Below are 16,543 nucleotides of genomic sequence, written 5' to 3'. Positions count from 1 at the left end.
GTCTTATTAAAATCACCCATGTTTAAAGCAAATTCATTTGCCGATGTGTTAAAGCATCTCGCCATCATGGCGGCCATTGTGGCCGTGCTCGTAGTTGGCTTTTTTTACGTGTACCTGCCGTATACCACCAACCATGGCGAGAGCATTCCGGTGCCGCGCATCGAGGGGATGCAGCTGAGTGATGCGGAGGAGTTGCTGGAAGACCAGAACCTGCGCTACTTCATCAATGACTCGACCTATAAGCCCGACCTGGAGCCTTTCGTGATCCTGACGCAGGACCCGGCCCCTGGCGCAGAGGTAAAGGAAGACCGCAAGATCTATATCTCGGTGAACATGAAAAACCCGCCGATGATCAAGATGCCGAAGCTGGTAGACGGCTCGGTGAAAAACGCGGAGCTGATCCTGAAAAGCTACGACCTGAAGCGCGGTAAGATCACCAAGATCCCGGACCTGCAGGAAAACGCCGTATTAAAACAACTGGTAAACGGCCGCGAAGTGCAGCCGGGGGAGATGATCCCGAAAGGTTCTGTGGTGGACCTGCAGGTAGGCGATGGCCTGGGCAACACCGAGTTTGAGGTGCCGGACGTGGTAGGGCAGCCAGTGGATGAGGCTTCGGTAGCGCTGGTAGGACAAGGCCTGCAGATCGGCAACATCATCTATGTGCAGGGCAGCGAGGAGCCGGACGGCACAGTGCTGAAGCAGCGCCCCTACCCGGAGGTAAACGCCAAGATCCGGGTAGGGGAGTTTGTTGACCTGTGGGTGGCCGGGCAGGAGCCAATACAGGGAATCGAGTAACGTGATACAAAATAGTTGAAAGACGCCTACCAGAAATGGTAGGCGCTTTCGTTATTACAATATTCGGTGTAAGGCACTAGGGAAGGGTTACAGTAGCTTTTCTTAATCACAAATGCGTACTACCAGTAAATAAAATATGCAGAGAGCAAAGTTAGGTTTAGGGCTTTTGTTCTCTTTGATCAATATGAAAAAACTGTCGCTTGTATTCTTCATATTATGCTGTGCTGTCGGGGCCAAGGCACAGGCTGTTTTACAACCTTTGCAGATGGAGGCCCGGCAGGTGCCGGCTCCGCAGGCTTTCCGCACAGCTGCCGCCGTCCCTGTGCCGCTCCCTTTTTTCGAGGACTTTGCCACCTCCAACGTAGTGCCAGACCCCTTGCTTTGGAACACGAGTGGCGTGTTTATCAACAACCGTTTTGGCTTCGAACCCTTGACCATTAACGTGGCCACTTTTGACGGGCTTAACCGCTTTGGCTTTCCCTATGCTCCCAATTCCATTGGGGCGGGTGTGTCGGATACGCTTACCTCAGCACCGATTCTTTTGGGTGGTCTTAGCCCCTCAGATTCTGTTTACCTAAGCTTTTGGTGGCAGTCGGGTGGTTTGGGCGATGTGCCGGACCTGACCCAAAACGACCTCAAGTACCTGCAGCTGGAGTTTAAAGACCAAACGGGTACCTGGCACCCGGTATGGCGGCAGAATGCGGTAGGGGAGGTAACGCCTTTTGTGCAGGTGTTTGAGGCCATCACGGATCCTAAGTTTTTTCACAACGACTTCCAGTTCCGATGGACGAATATAGGGCAGCGCAATGGCCTGGCTGATGTCTGGAACATTGACTACATCCTGCTGGATAAGAATCGCCGCAGAGGCCTGAACACAACACGCGACATTGCCATTAGCGAAGGGGTAAGCAGACTGCTGGAGCACTACACGGCTATTCCGGCCCGGCAGTTCCTGGCAAACCCGGAGGCGGCGCTGGCAGAGGAAGTACGGACCACAGTCAACAACCTGGGGGGGCTGCCTGGTGCCATCAGCTGGCGGGGCTATATACGAGAGGCAAGCGAGGCTGTAGCGGATACTTTCCTGCGTGGTGAAGGGCTGGTCCCGGCTGCTGCTTTTCAGTACAGTATTACGGGCACGCCAACCTTAGACGCCGTTACCTTGCCCCAGAGTGGTCCTTTTACCCTCTACCACGGTATTAAGCTGGACACCCGGGAGCAAAACCCCTTGGAGCGGGCCAACGACATTACCGAGCGTAAAACAGAGTTTGCGGACTACTTCGCGTATGATGACGGTACCGCGGAGGCCGGTTTCAGTTTCCTGGGAACCGGCACCACCCAAATTGCTACCCGCTTTGATCTGTTCCAGCCAGACCAGTTAAGTGCCTTTAGGGTTTATTTTCCCCGCATTGGCAAAGACCTTTCCAACACCTCGCTGACTTTTAAGGTATGGGACGATAACAACGGGGTACCCGGCGAAGTACTGCACCAGCAAACTTTCCAGATACAGTACACTGATACGCTGAATGAGTTCTACCAGGTGAACCTGTCCAAAACAGTGCCGGTGGAGGGAAGCTTTTACGTAGGATGGTCACAGCCGGGAGGCACCTTTGTAAACATTGGCTTTGATAAAAACGAAACAGCTGCGGGCCGTCGCTTTACCTACGTCCCTTTTACCGGCTGGACAGAAGAGACCACGCTGGAGGGGGCGATCATGCTGCGACCGGTACTGGTGGGAGAGCCACTTGGAGTAGAGGAGGACTTGCTGGCCAGAAGGTTCAAAGTATTCCCTAATCCTTCTGCGGGAGATGTTTTCCTGAATGAGCCTTACGAGCAGGTGCAGGTATACAGCGTGACAGGCAAGCTCGTGCACAGCCAAAAGTTTCAGGGGCAAGGACAACCCATTAGCCTCCAACACCTCGCACCCGGGCTTTATACTTTGCGTATTCAAACAAGAAAAGCTATTATCACGAAAAAATTAATACTAACTAAACTATGATCACTTCAGCAGATATCACAGTAGAAGAATTAATAGAGCGCCTGGATAAAGGGGAAACCCCCGTTATTATAGATGTACGGGAGGACTGGGAGTACCAGGAGTCTAATATTGCCGGCGCCCAAAACATCCCACTCGGTACTTTGCCACAGAAAGTTGCAGATCTCGAGGACCTGAAAGACAGGGAAGTCATCGTGCAGTGCCGTTCCGGGGCCCGCTCTGCCAACGCCAAAGCCTTCCTGCAGCAGCAAGGCTTCAATAACGTGCGCAACCTGCTTGGCGGCATTCTAGCCTACAATAAAGCACAGGGCTAAGACGTTCAACCCAAAGTAAAACGAGCAGCAGCGGCGGCAGGTGTTGTACCTGCCGCCGCTGCTTGTTTTATACCTCCTGTCTTGGAATTGATGTCTCTTACAGATATCCAACCACCTACTCCCTCCTTGTCTTAACACCCCGGGTTGGAAACCTTTTTATCTTAACAGAAAGCTCCTGTAGCTTCAGTTTCTCTCCAAAAGCACCACGAAAGGGATGTGTCCGAACAGGAGTTGCAGTCTCCTACTTTATAATAAACGGCGCCGGGGTAAAGCAGAGAATAAAGATGACGAAGGCCAGGATACCCAGTGCTTTGCGCAAGGGAGTAAGCGGCTGTTCGTCAGGGCAGGAGGGGTGGAAAATACCCATCTCCCGTGATAGCAGCAGGCCAAACACCAGCCATCCGCTGTAGCCATCCGCCTCCGGAAAGAAGAAAGAGACCAGCACCTGTAGGATCAGAACTGCAGCGGCTATGTAAATACTGTACTGGATTTTCGGTGTAGCAGGCTGTAGCACAAACACCAGATACAGCGCATAAAAGGGCCATAACCACATATACGCCTCAGCCAAAGGGAACAAGCCAGACAGGCTGTACTGGACCAGCAGCATGCCTAGGGCGGCAGCCAGGCCCTGGCGTCTGTCTCCTAAGATCTTCCACCAGGCCCAGTAGGCAAAGGGCGCAAACACAAGTAGTAAATCCTCCTCCCAGACCGGCACGTTGTGCGGAGAAATCACGCCCAGTCCGGCATACAGAATGAACAGGGTAAAGAAGATAGGGGAGAGGCGGTTGAAGCGGCGGTAGCCGATCAATCCATAGAGCACATGGCCCCCGTCCAGCTGCCCGATCGGGAGCAGGTTTAGGGAAGTGAAGAACAGGGCCAGGAAGCCGGCAAACACATAGGGGTAGTGGATGACCTCGTACTGGTTCGGAACAAGGCTAGGATCAGCCACAAACTGCTCAAAGAACATGAACAGCAGGTTACGACCGATAGCAAAATTGCCAACCCCCTCCTGGTACACATGCTGCGCGTAGTTCAGGCCAAACTGCTTGTACTCGGGGTGTACCTTGAAGATAAAGTCTGCCGGGGGTAAGTGAGTGAAGGCATAAAACAGCAGCGGTACCGCTACCACAAAGCCTGCCAAAGGGCCGGCAACACCAATATCAAAAAACTGCCTCCGTGAAAAGATGCGTTCCTTGATGCGGATAAAGGCTCCCATGGTACCAATAGAGAAGGTAACCCCAAACCAAAGTGGAATGTAATAGGGCAAGGTGACGTAGGTCCGGTAATGGCGTGCGGTAAAGTAGTGCCCGAACTCATGCACGGTAAGCACACCCAAAAAGGGCAGCGAGAAATTCAGGCCGGCCTTATACTCCGCCCACGTAAAGGTACCCGTCCAATCAAAGCCCTGGGGCCCCAGAAAGAAGAGTTTCCCGAACTGCCACTCGGCCCCGGCAATAGTCGTCGTAATGAGGGTAACACAGAATAGCAGCAGGTGCAGTCCGTATGTGCGGTACTGCCTAGACCCCATCTTGAAACACCTGGTTAATGGTAAGCGGAGGCTGCAAGTGCAGGGTTTGCAGTCCTATCTTCTTTGCACTTTCAATGTGTTGGATGCTGTCGTCTATAAACAACGTCTCTTCCCGCTTCAGGCCATTCTGCTCCAGGATCATCTCAAACACCGGGGCGTTCGGCTTGCGCTGCCCGATCAGGTGAGAGTAGTAGCTCTGCTCAAATAGCGAATCCAGGCTAGGAATCGTGAAGCTGTGTTCCACGATCTCGTTAAAGCGTTTCATGTGGATTGCGTTGGTATTGCTCAGCAGGTAAATACGGTACTTCTTGCCCAGCTCCAGCAACAGGTCGATGCGCTCTTTGGGGATGTCGAGCAGCATGGCGTTCCAGGCATGGTCGATCTGCTCGTCGGTGGCCTCTATCTTGTAGGTTTCGCGCAGGTTGTTGCGGAACTCGTCGCTGGAGCTAACGCCTGTCTCATACAGGTCGAACAAGTGCGACTGTTCTTTCTGGCTAAAGGCAACGTTGCAGTTGTCTTTGCATAGCTTCTGCAGCTCCTGTATGCTCTTGTTGTAATCTATGTTGATGATGACCCCGCCGAGGTCGAAAATAATGTTCTTTATTTGGGTCAGATCCACGGAAAAATTTTCGTTTCTGTTTGAAATATTGAATGCAAATATGTAAAATTGCACTCCCAAATCAAAGGAAGTACATTCCTTAAAAGGGAACGGGCCTATAGCTCAGTTGGTTAGAGCACCTGACTCATAATCAGGTGGTCCCTGGTTCGAGCCCAGGTGGGCCCACTTCAGTATCAAGCACTTACATCGTTCATTCGGAGTAAGTGCTTTTTTTGTGCATAATATTTGCAGCTCTTGCCTTATAAATAACTAAAGCATGTTCGTAATCGCCCTATAAGTGCTGTTCACTACCTCTGTCATTTTTTCGAAGTCCAGCGTGCCGATGGTATCCGTTGGCATGTGGTAGTGGGGGTTGCGGATAAAGGAGGTGTCGTTGATCATAAGCGCCGGATACCCGAACTTCCAGTAGTTCCGGTGGTCAGACATGCCCGCCAGACCATGAGCAGCCGGGAAGCTGATCACCTGGACATCTATGGCAGAGCCATCCGACATTAACTGATGTACTTTTCGGTTGAAGTCTTCATATTGCGCGATGCCCACTACGATAATAAAGTTGGCAACATGCGGGTAGAGTTCTGCCAGTTCGGGTGAGGGAAAAGGCTGTGAGTCGGGCTTTTCTGAGAAGTAGCCGATCATCTCCAGGCAGATCATCCCCATCACATCCACCTTGTGCTCGTGCAGGGACTTTGCATGCACGTAACTGCCCATCAGTTCTGTTGCATAAAAGGGAGGCTCCTCCAGGCAGTAGGCTACAAAATCTATCCTATAGCCCAGGGCAGGCTGTTGTGCGAAAACAAGTCTTGCAAGTTCTAGTAAACCTGCTACGGCACTGGCATTGTCGTCTGCTCCAGGCTGGTCGCCACACACATCATAGTGGGCCCCCACAATTAACCGGCGCGACTTGTCGGGGTTATAAGAGGCAAGGATGTTTTTATACTCCCTGCCCTCTGCCTGCCAGGTCTGTGTTCCCGGGGCGGCACCGCACTGCTTAAACTCTTGTTGGATATAACCCACCACTTTCTCGAGGGAACTTAAGTTTAGGTAATTTCTGGCCGGGTTTATTGTTGTCAAGAATTCTACGTCGTGGTACAGTCGGCTAGTTTGTGCTTTCATAGGATGCTGCGTAGGAAGTTACAGTTGATACTTTCAGTGATGACAAAGTATAAATCCAGCTTACACAACTTTATTAACCGAACTAACAGTTTATAAAGTTGATGGTCACTTTTGTTTTACTCTTACTGAGTTTGAGGTTTGTGTGGTAACAAACTTTACAAAACTTAGGAAGTTCTCCCCTTATTGTAATGACCAGTATTTGAATGAAATACGCTTTCGATCTCTTGCTGATTGTGTCCTCAAAGCCCTTGTTACCTCTTCCACTTGCCGTTTTTTCTACTCCCTGGCCAGCCTGTACACGTATTTATAGGCCTGATGTGCCACAGGTTAATTGTATATGGAGTTAGAGCTTTTTGAAGTGTTAGGAATATCGTTAGGGTTAGGTTTACTGGTAGGGCTGCAGCGGCAGTACCAGAACTCAAAGCTGGCGGGCATTCGCACTTTCCCCCTTGTGACCCTCTTAGGCACGCTGTCAGCTCTTCTGTCCGTAGAGTATGGTGGTTGGGTTGTGGCTGCTGGTTTTGTTAGCATAACAGCGATTGTGGTCATTGGTAACTTCCTGCGCATAAAAACAACAGTTGTACGGGTGGGCCTAACCACCGAGGTAGCCATGCTGCTGATGTTTACCATAGGTGCTTACCTGGTGCATGGCAGCAGCACGGTGGCCATAGCCCTCGGCGCCACAGTGGCTGTCCTGCTGCAGATGAAAGGTACCTTGCACGGCTTTGTGGATCGGATCGGGGAGAAGGACATCCGGGCTATTATGAAACTGGTGGTCATCTCGATGGTGATACTGCCTGTACTGCCAAACAGAACCTATGGCCCATACGACGTCATTAACCCGCACAATATCTGGCTCATGGTCGTGCTGATCGTGAGCATCAGCCTGCTCGGTTACTTTGCCTACAAAGCTTTTGGGGGGAAGGCCGGTGCCATACTGGGAGGGAGCCTGGGAGGCTTGATATCCAGCACAGCCACTACAGTGAGCTATGCCCGCCGCACTAAGAGCGCTTCTGCCAATACCATGCTGGCGGCCCTGGTGATTTTGATTGCCTCTACCATTGCCTTTGTTCGTATACTGCTGGAGGTAACGGTGGTAGCACCGGATATCCTGGGCATCGTGGCACCTCCGTTTATTGCCATGTTTCTGCTGATGACGGTAATTGCAGGAGTGGCTTACATCTTTAAAGGGAATAACGGCGAAAGAATGCCGGAACAGGGCAACCCCGCACAGCTAAAGGTGGCCCTGGTTTTTGGCCTGGTGTATGGCGTCGTGATTTTTGCCAGTGCAGCTGCGAAGGATTTCCTGGGCGAGGAAGGACTGTATATTGTTGGGATACTCTCTGGCCTCACCAACGTCGATGCCATTACCCTCTCCACTGCCCGCCTGATGACAAGCGGTAACATCGACCTGCATAACGGTTGGCGGGTCATTCTGATAGGTGCGCTCTCTAACATCGCTTTTAAAATTGTGCTGGCGGGGTTTCTGGGCAGCCGCAGTCTGTTTGCCAAAATCGCTTTATTGCTAGGCCTGGTGCTAATAGGGGGTATCGCAATTTTGTGGTTATGGCCGGAGGAGTTGGACTTGCTGACAGAATGGTTTTAATCCCTCGCAAGTTTGAGAGCTACGCCAGCATAGACAGAGGCTACAACAGATTAGGGCGTAACAGCTTCATTCCTGATAGGAACCAAATCTGAGTCTGACCCTATCTAGATAAACGCTGTTTTGTGTCCAGTTTACCTTACTCCAGCACCAAAGCCACTACACAAAAGGCATCAATCACCAAAAGGGCTGGGCTTAGTTCTTTTCTTTTACCGGTCGCTATTTTCAAGGCTGTCCAGCTCAAGAAGCCCCAGATAATGCCTTGGGTGATAGAGTGGGTGAAGGGGATCAGTACTAGGGCCAGAAACGCCGGTATAGCCTCATCCAGCTGCAACCAATCAATTTTGACGATAGGGCGAACCATAAAAGCCCCTACCAGCACCAGGGCCGGAGCGGTGGCGATGGCCGGCACTACCGAAAGCAGCGGGGCTAAAAACAGAAAAGGCAGAAACAGCAGGCCTCCTACCACGGCAGTTAATCCTGTACGGCCGCCGGCCTCTATGCCTACCGCCGACTCCACGTAAGCCGTGCCGGGGCTGGAGCCCACCAAACCAGCCAGTGTGGTGGCGACTGCGTCTGTCACAAGTGCCTGTTTTACGTTGCGGGGCTGTCCCTGCTCGTCCAGCAGGTTGGCAGCTTCTGCCAGTCCCACAAGCGTGGAGAGGCTATCGAACATATCGGTAAACACGAAGGCAAAGATCACCGGCAAAATGGACAGTTGCAGGGAGTTGACAAGGTCCAGCTCCCAAAGCAGGCTAAAGTCAGGTGCCGCAAAAACACCTTGCCAGACGATCAGGGGATCAGCTTCTGTTCCCCACCAACGTCCCAGTGGGTAGGCGGCCAGTGTAGTGAAGACAATGCCGATGAGAATAGCGCCTTTCACGTTACGCACCAGTAGGACTGCTGTAAGCAGCAAGCCAGCCAGAAAAGTGATGAGTGTGGGGTTCAGGGTGCTGACCCCCATAATGGTGGACGGGTTCTGGATAATAAACCCGGCATTGGTAAAGCCAATAAGGGTAATAAATAAACCGATCCCGGAGGCGATGGCAAAGCGCAGGGGGCGCGGGATGGCCCGTATGATCAGCGTCCGGATGTTAAAGGCAGAGAGCAGGAGAAACAAGATGCCCGACCAGAAGACAGCCCCGAGAGCCACTTGCCAGGGAACGCCTAAGCCGATAACGGCAGAAAAAGCAAAGAAAGCGTTCAGGCCCATTCCCGGGGCTACCAAAATGGGGTTTTTGGCGTAAATCCCCATCATCAGGCTACTGAAGAAGGACACGAGCACGGTTGCTGTCAGTACGGCCGCAAAAGGCATTCCTGCCTGGCTCAGGATACTCGGGTTAACGACGATGATGTAGGCTGTTGCCAAGAAGGAGGAGATCCCGGCGATTACCTCCGTTTGTAGATTGGTATCGTTTTTCTTCAGTTCGAAATAAGAAAGCATTTTGTGCGGGTTGAGGTGTGCCTTGCGGCTTTAAATAAGTAGAGGGCCTAAATTAAGAAATACCTTGTAAGTCTTCATGCCCCTTTTGGAGAGAGATGATAAAAACTCCTTCAGCAGCTGTTTTTTTCGATGTGTCTCAGCCAATGAACTGCACGTTTTTGTTTACCTGTTTGTTCTCAAAACATGAAATATTTTGTAAATGAAGGCGCTATAGTGCGTAGAATCTGGGGGGACGGGGACACCATCCTGTTTATCTTTGCCGGAGCGTCTGCCGAGTTTGCTGTCAATAAAGCTGTGGATTGGCTTTATTTTACCGGTAGGTTACCCGCCGACCCGCTGGGGAGGCTGTTCTCCACCGTGGCTTATGCCCGGCGGATTGTCTTTTCTGAGCTGGAGGGGGCAAACAGGGCCATCGACAAAATGGCTGCCATCCATGCTGCCGTGGAGGAGAAACGGGGCATGTCTATACCGGACTGGGCCTATCGGGATGTGCTCTTTATGCTGATTGACTATTCTATCCGCTCTTTCGAGGTGCTGGAAAGAAAGCTGACTGAGCCCGAAAAGGCAGAAGTGTTCGAGGTGTTTTACAGGGTAGGGAGCCGCATGGGCTTAAAAGGCCTTCCGACGACTTACGCTGACTGGCTCCTGATGCGCCAGGAGCACCTGAACGAGAACCTCGAGAAAAGCGCTTACTCTAAGGACTTGTTCCGGCAGTATAAAAAGCACCTGGGAGCCATACGGTATGCCTTGTTGCTGGAAGCGCAAACACTGGTCGTTCCGAAGAGGGTCAGCGAACTGTTGGGTTTCCGGGATGTCTCTTTACTCACGCCTGTACTGAAGCTGTACAAACTCACCCGTGCGGTAAAGGCAGACTGGTTCTTGAAGTCTCTGATTCTGCCTGGCGACTACAAAGCAGAGATCAAATCACTGGATGTTGCACCTTCTTAGGAAGGTAATTTAAGCTTCATCTTTATAGAAGCCTCCGGCCGGTTTACCAAACCCGTTGGAGGCTTCCTCGTTTTAGAACCTGTACTATTTTGTATGAACCAGCAAGCTCTTTTCCGATTCCATGATAGCCTGAAGGACTTTCTGCCAGCTTCCCGAAAAGATGGCTGGGTATCCTACGGCTTTAAGGGACAACCCGCTGTGAAGGATGCCATAGAGGCGATGGGGGTGCCGCACCCCGAGGTAGATGTGGTGCTGGTAAACGATGTCCCGGCGAGCTTTTTCTATCTTTTGTTAGAAAGAGACAGGGTAGAAGTTTATCCGGCCAGGTCGCATGTTTCCTGGCCGGAAAGTTACTCTTTCGGGGTGTTGGATCCTGCACCGGATAAGTTTATACTGGATGTCCACTTAGGGAAGTTGGCTAAAGCCCTACGCATGCTAGGCTTTGATACGCTCTACAGGAACGACTACACGGACAGGGCTATAGCTCAGGTTGCGGCGGAAGAAGAACGCGTCGTGCTGACCCGAGACGTAGGGCTGCTGAAGCAAAAAGTTATCCGATGGGGATACTGGCTCCGCTCACAGCACCTGGCAGAACAGTTGACCGAAGTAATCAGACACTTTCAACTAAAACCGGGGATGAAGCCTTTTGAAAGGTGTCTGGCGTGTAACGGAAAGGTGGTGCCTGTCTCAAAAGAAAGCGTTGTTGATGCGCTTCCTCCCAAGACCAAACGCTATTTCAACGAATTCTTCCAATGCCCCTCGTGTCAGCGCGTTTACTGGAAGGGGTCTCATTACGACCGCATGCAGGCGTTCGTAAAAATGGCACGGGAGTCTTAGCGCTATAGCAGCCAGTGTGTAGGTCATTCCTCATCTTCTTTTTGCTTCACTTTGTATGGTGTACTCCTGTAACAGGTAAAACAATAACCTTTTGGGTGTATTGGTAATTTCCCAAACCCAAGGTTTGAAGCCAAACGGGGCTTGTGAAAAAAATGAAAGTTTGGATGGAGTGAAGGTTGGCTTGTTTGTTTATATTTAGAAGCCTGTTTTTGCGCTTGCATGTTTATTTAAAGGTTTTTTTGTAACAGCTTAAAAGTAGGCAAAGCTGATCATGTTATGTTTGTGGCAAAAAAGTTATAAATGCAGGAGGTGTGCGTGCACAGGAACTCTTACTAGAATAATATTATTGAAAATAGCTTAATGTTTATAAGATGATTCATGATTACCGGAGCAGGCTGGCTGAAAAAGCAATTCAGCTATCGCCAGACATTATCTACATGCTGGATCAGGATGGAAAATTTCTGGCGGGTAATGCTTCCTTTCTGTCCATGCTGGGGTACACCCAGGAAGAGCTTTCCGGTAAATGCCTCTTTGATCTGATGCATCCCTCCTGCCGCGATAAGTCCTATGCAGCAGTACAGGCTGTCGTCAAGGGAACGCCGAGCGCTACCTTTGAAAGTAACTGTGTCCATAAGGATGGGCATCTTGTGCGTGTGGCGTGGTCTGTGTCCTGGTGTGAAGAAGACCGGACCGTTTTGGGGATAGGCCGTAACGTGACAGAACTGTTTCAGGCCCGACAGGAACTGCTGAAGAAAGATGAGTTTTACAGAGCCCTGGTGGAGAACGGGGCAGACATGTTCGGGCTTCTGGATGAGCAGGGGAGTTTCCTATACACGGGAGGGGCAGTAACGAAATTGCTAGGCTACCACCCGGCAGAACTTATCGGGCAAAATGCCTTCGGCCTGATGCATCCGGACGACCTCCCCGAGGTACTGGCACAGTGGAATACATTGGAGAAAGAAGAACGTGCGCAGGCATCAGATTTCAGGTTCAGGGCAGCGAACGGAGAGTGGCGCTGGCTTGAAGCGGCAGCTACGAACCATATGCATAATCCCTGCTTACAGGCATATGTGTATAGCGCGCGCGAAATTACGGAGCGTAAGCAAAGTAACCTACGGCTGGAAGAAAGTGAGCAGCGCTTCAGGTCCCTGTTTGAAAACAACCCCGATATCATTCTCCGCGAAAACAACGAAGGGTATGTGGAGGACGTGAATAAAGCGTTTGCTGCGACTTTCGGTGTGCAGCAGGAGGAGGTGGTTTACCAGCATGTTTCCTCCCTGGTACCAGCTTCTGTGGTGCCCTTGTGTGAGCAATGGTTTGGAGAGGCTTTAGCTGGAAAGACAGTTAAATTCGACTTTGAACAAGAGATAGAGGGGAAGGGCCTGGTACAGTTTGACGGGACAAAAGTACCTGTGTGGATCAATGGGGAGGTTAGAGGCGTCTATACTATTCTAAAGGATATTACCGCGATCAAAAAAGCCCATGAGGCGGTTAGGCAGCAGGCAAAGAAGTTAAACACCGTCTTTGAGAGCATAACAGACGCATTTTTTATGCTGGACAAGAGCTGGGGGTTCTCCTACATGAACAGCGAGGCAGAGCGCCTTTTTCGCAGAAGCAAGCAGGAGGTGATCGGAAAGAGCATGTGGGAGCTGTTCCCTGCGAAAGTTGGAGGAGACTTCTACAGGCACTACCATGAGGCTATCGAGACCGGGAAAGCAGTTCGTTTTGAAGCTTATTATGCCCCCTATGATGTGTGGGTAGAGGTAAAGGCCTTTCCTTCAGAGGAAGGCCTGTCCGTTTACTTTACTGATGTAACAGAGCGGGTAAAAACAGGGGAGGAGCTGAAGAAATTATCGCAGGTAGCAAGTAAAACGACGAACGGGGTTATCATTACCGACAAGGACCGGAGGATAGAGTGGGTGAATGAAGGCTTTACAAGGCTGACAGGGTATAGCTTTGAAGAGGCAGTAGGGTGGAGGCCATCGGAGCTGCTGCACAAGCATGGCACAGACCAAAAGGTTTTTACTGCTGTAGAAGAAAAGCTGAAAAAGGGGGAGCATAGCAGCTTCGAGATTCTGAATTATAAAAAGAACGGAGACGAAGTATGGTTTTCTGTGAAGGTGAGCCCTATTCTTAACGAAGAAGGAGAGCTGGTCAAATTCATCACCACACAAACAGACATAACAGACCTAAAGAAATCCGAGCTAGAACTGGCCAAGCTTGCCAGGGACCTTTACGGACAGAACCGCGATCTACAGCAGTTTACGTATATTGTTTCCCATAATCTTCGGGCTCCGGTTGCCAACATCCTCGGTCTGTCGAGTTTGCTTACAAGGCTCAACAGCGGGGAGGAAGCCTTTGAGAAATCATTGGGCAGCTTGAAAACTTCCGCACAGCGCCTCGACACAGTACTTAAGGACTTGAACATGATCCTCTCCATCCGGGACAACCAGGACACGGTGCCCAAAGAAGAGGTGAAGCTTTCGGAGGTTTGCCAGCAGGTAGTAGCCTATCTGGAGGATCCGCTCCGGGAATGTAAGGGGATAGTCGCCCTGGATGTTGCCGAATGCTGTAGTATCTGGACGAAAAAAGCTTACTTGCACAGTATCCTGTACAACCTCCTTTCAAATGCAATTAAGTACCGGGCAGAGGACCGCCCCCTCCGGGTGAGCATCAAGTGCGTTAGTTGCCCTACCAAAGGAACGGAGATCTCTTTCTCGGACAATGGCTCCGGCATGGACATGAACAAGGTAGGGAACGATCTTTTTAAGCTCTACAAGCGGTTCCACAAGGACAGAGAGGGGAGAGGGATAGGCTTGTATTTGGTGAAAACTCAGGTAAGTGCTTTGGACGGAACCATTGAAGTCAGTAGCCGTCCGAATATAGGGACAGAGTTTGTGATTAACCTAAAGTAAAAGTAGTGTAAGTCTTTATGAAGACCTTTATTATTGATGACGATCCGATCAGTTTGTTTCTGACAGAGCAAACCCTTAGGGTAGAAGGGTTCTCGGAGGACATCTGTTGTTTTATGGAAGCCGAGGCCGCCTTGAATCACATCACCAGTGATATCCGTAATAACCCGCCGGATGTTTTTTTCCTTGACGTAAACATGCCCTATATGAACGGGTGGGAGTTTCTGGATGCCCTTAGGCCATACGCCGGGCAGTTAACGGAATGCAGGATTTATATCCTTACTTCTTCGCTCGATATATCAGACCACGAAAAGGTAAAGGAATACCCCTTTGTGCATCGCTTGTTTCATAAACCGATAAGCAATGAGGACGTGCAGGTAATTCTTTCCGAGAAAAGGAGCGAAGCAAACTAAGGTTAGCTTTAAGCTAAGCTTATCCTGGCAAAGGTTTGAGCTACACATGATGCTACCAGACGCCATAAAAGGAAAAGGCCTCCATGCTATGTGGAGGCCTTTTCCTTTTATGGCTTATGCTTAGTCCTGCAGGCTTTTTAGCCCGAGCACCTCGCTCGTGTATTCTCGCACTTCGTTCACAAGCTCAGCATTATCGCCAAGCGGCTGGCCGTGAGACGGGATCATTTGCTTTAGCTTCTCTTGCCAGGCAGCGGTATTCATCTTGTCTTTGAAGCAGCGGTTTAACAGGCTGATCATGATAGAGACAGCAGTGGAAGCGCCTGGCGAGGCTCCTAAAAGCGCCGCTAAGGAGCCATCGGCAGCACTCACTACCTCTGTGCCAAATTCCAGCACGCCTCCTTTAACGGGGTCGTTTTTAATTACCTGCACGCGTTGCCCGGCCACTTCCAGTTCCCAGTCTTTCATGTCGGCATTAGGCACATAGGCCTTTAGGGACTCCACGCGGTCTTCCTGCGATTGACTCACCTGATTGATGAGGTACCGGGTAAGCGGAATATTTTTGATGCCTGCCGCCAGCATTGGGCGCAGGTTATTCAGCTTGATAGAGCGCGGCAAGTCTAGTAACGACCCTTTCTTCAGGAACTTGGTAGAGAAGCCGGCATATGGTCCGAAGAGAAGCTCTCTCCTGCCATTAATAATGCGGGTGTCCAGGTGAGGCACAGACATTGGCGGCGAGCCAACGGAGGCTTTGCCGTACACCTTGGCCTGGTGCTTCTCGATTACCTCCGGGTTTGTGCACTTGAGCCACTGCCCGCTTACCGGGAATCCGCCGAAGCCTTTCCCTTCCCGTATGCCAGACTTCAGGAGCAGCGGCAGCGAGCCGCCACCGGCACCGATGAAGACAAACTTGGCGTGTATCTTTCGTTTTTCTCCGGATTCCAGATCTTTTATCTTCACGCGCCAGCGTCCGTCCGACTCTTTGCGCATGTTACGGACCTCGTGGCCAAAGTGCAGCGTTACACCGTCCATACTCTGTAAGTGGTCGAACATGCAGCGGGTTAGCTCCCCGAAGTTAACGTCGGTGCCGATGTCCATGCGGGTGGCCGCCACTTTCTCCGATTTGTTACGCCCTTCCATGATCAGAGGCATCCATCTTTCCAGCTGGTCCCAGTCTTCCGAGTACTGCATGCCCTGGAAAAGGTGGCTCTGCATGAGGGCTTTGTAGCGCTTTGTCAGGAAATCAACATTGTCATCCCCCCACACAAAGCTCATGTGCGGAATGCTTCTGATAAAGTCCTCGGGTATTTTTATGAGGTTTTTCGCGATCAGGTAGGCCCAGAACTGTTTCGACACCTCAAAAGACTCGGCAATCTTGATTGCTTTGCTTGTGTCAATGGAGCCATCGGGGCGTTCGGGCGTGTAGTTCAATTCACAGAACGCAGAGTGCCCGGTACCGGCATTGTTCCAGGCGTCGGAGCTCTCGGCGGCGGCTACTTCCAAACGTTCAAATACTGCTATTGTTAAATCCGGCTGAAGCTCTTTAAGTAAGGTTCCAAGGGTGGCGCTCATAATGCCGGCACCTATTAAAATAACATCAGGGTCTTTAATGGTAGATTTATCGCTTTTAATCATAACAGATTCTATAGTAATCTCAAGTTACGTGTAAAATAGATTAAATGTCTTGTTTTGTAGAATGAATACAAGTAAATGTGCGATTAAGGCAAAGTGATCCTGGCCCTCCGGCACATGCCGGCAAGCCTGTTATGCTAGCGCTTGGGGCACCCAAAAAACTTCTGTTTAGCCCAAAGATAAGCCTCATCACGGCTGCTAAGGTAATGCTTTCTCGGTTTTATCATGCTCCTTTTGCTGTAAAGCAAGGGGCTGAAACATCTCGTATTTGCTGTTTGTATATAGCAGCGGATACAATAAATCTAGCAACATGGACAACACAAGAAAGTTTTTCTTCTACCTCTTTGTAATACTCGGCACATTGCTCATCCTGGGCACGATGGGATCACTCGTGG

General features: G+C 50.8%; 13 protein-coding genes and 1 tRNA gene. 9 read left to right on the top strand and 5 right to left on the bottom strand.

All coding sequences use genetic code 11. The features are described from left to right. Positions 1–18 precede the first annotated feature (18 nt). From CHB92_RS09250 to CHB92_RS09240, 3 genes are all read left to right on the top strand, one after another. On the top strand, positions 19–795 hold the full coding sequence (locus CHB92_RS09250) for a PASTA domain-containing protein (RefSeq protein ID WP_089318921.1): 777 nt from the start codon (positions 19–21) through the stop codon (positions 793–795). A gap of 184 nt (positions 796–979) precedes the next feature. Continuing rightward, positions 980–2,791, top strand: coding sequence for a T9SS type A sorting domain-containing protein (locus tag CHB92_RS09245; protein ID WP_179222997.1), 1,812 nt, complete (start codon positions 980–982; stop codon positions 2,789–2,791). Then, positions 2,788–3,102: a rhodanese-like domain-containing protein gene (locus CHB92_RS09240; RefSeq protein ID WP_089318919.1), complete on the top strand. Its 315-nt coding sequence runs from the start codon at positions 2,788–2,790 to the stop codon at positions 3,100–3,102. The genes CHB92_RS09245 and CHB92_RS09240 overlap by 4 nt, the downstream gene beginning before the upstream one ends. A gap of 241 nt (positions 3,103–3,343) precedes the next feature. Here CHB92_RS09240 and CHB92_RS09235 read toward each other — a convergent pair whose 3' ends face one another. Together CHB92_RS09235 and CHB92_RS09230 are read right to left on the bottom strand one after the other, a co-directional pair. Next, entirely contained in the window at positions 3,344–4,630 is a 1,287-nt protein-coding gene (locus tag CHB92_RS09235; protein WP_089318918.1) for a site-2 protease family protein, read from the bottom strand. After that, entirely contained in the window at positions 4,620–5,249 is a 630-nt protein-coding gene (locus CHB92_RS09230; RefSeq protein ID WP_089319067.1) for an HAD family hydrolase, read from the bottom strand. The genes CHB92_RS09235 and CHB92_RS09230 overlap by 11 nt, the downstream gene beginning before the upstream one ends. Before the next feature lie 91 nt (positions 5,250–5,340). Between CHB92_RS09230 and CHB92_RS09225 the strand changes: the two genes are divergently transcribed. Then, positions 5,341–5,414: transfer RNA gene (locus tag CHB92_RS09225), tRNA-Ile, on the top strand. 84 nt (positions 5,415–5,498) lie between these two features. Here the strand turns inward: CHB92_RS09225 and CHB92_RS09220 are convergent. Continuing rightward, entirely contained in the window at positions 5,499–6,362 is an 864-nt protein-coding gene (locus CHB92_RS09220; protein WP_089318917.1) for a M28 family peptidase, read from the bottom strand. Between the two features lie 337 nt (positions 6,363–6,699). On the opposite strand from CHB92_RS09220, the gene CHB92_RS09215 reads away from it, so the two are divergent. After that, positions 6,700–7,968, top strand: coding sequence for an MgtC/SapB family protein (locus tag CHB92_RS09215; protein ID WP_089318916.1), 1,269 nt, complete (start codon positions 6,700–6,702; stop codon positions 7,966–7,968). A 136-nt stretch (positions 7,969–8,104) separates the two neighbouring features. Here the strand turns inward: CHB92_RS09215 and CHB92_RS09210 are convergent, their stop codons facing one another. Beyond that, positions 8,105–9,409, bottom strand: a complete 1,305-nt coding sequence (locus CHB92_RS09210; RefSeq protein ID WP_089318915.1) for an NCS2 family permease — start codon at positions 9,407–9,409, stop codon at positions 8,105–8,107. 183 nt (positions 9,410–9,592) lie between these two features. Here CHB92_RS09210 and CHB92_RS09205 point away from each other — a divergent pair, with 183 nt between their 5' ends. The 4 genes from CHB92_RS09205 (at position 9,593) to CHB92_RS09190 (ending at position 14,519) form a co-directional block, all read left to right on the top strand. After that, on the top strand, positions 9,593–10,357 hold the full coding sequence (locus CHB92_RS09205) for an oxygenase MpaB family protein (RefSeq protein WP_089318914.1): 765 nt from the start codon (positions 9,593–9,595) through the stop codon (positions 10,355–10,357). Positions 10,358–10,450: 93 nt separating this feature from the next. Beyond that, the gene (locus CHB92_RS09200) at positions 10,451–11,194 is read left to right on the top strand and encodes a Mut7-C RNAse domain-containing protein (protein ID WP_089318913.1); all 744 of its coding nucleotides are present in this window, start codon (positions 10,451–10,453) and stop codon (positions 11,192–11,194) included. 371 nt (positions 11,195–11,565) lie between these two features. After that, positions 11,566–14,109, top strand: coding sequence for a PAS domain S-box protein (locus CHB92_RS09195; RefSeq protein WP_089318912.1), 2,544 nt, complete (start codon positions 11,566–11,568; stop codon positions 14,107–14,109). 17 nt (positions 14,110–14,126) lie between these two features. Then, complete coding sequence (locus CHB92_RS09190; protein WP_089318911.1) at positions 14,127–14,519, top strand: response regulator; 393 nt, start codon at positions 14,127–14,129, stop codon at positions 14,517–14,519. A 120-nt stretch (positions 14,520–14,639) separates the two neighbouring features. On the opposite strand, the gene CHB92_RS09185 is transcribed toward CHB92_RS09190, so the two are convergent. Then, positions 14,640–16,151, bottom strand: a complete 1,512-nt coding sequence (locus CHB92_RS09185; RefSeq protein WP_089318910.1) for a malate:quinone oxidoreductase — start codon at positions 16,149–16,151, stop codon at positions 14,640–14,642. Between the last annotated feature and the right edge of the window lie 392 nt (positions 16,152–16,543).

The sequence above is a fragment of the Pontibacter ummariensis genome (genome assembly GCF_900188175.1).
Lineage (GTDB): Bacteria > Bacteroidota > Bacteroidia > Cytophagales > Hymenobacteraceae > Pontibacter > Pontibacter ummariensis.
Note: the sequence above shows the minus strand (reverse complement) of the source record. Positions and strands in the feature narration are given on the sequence as shown.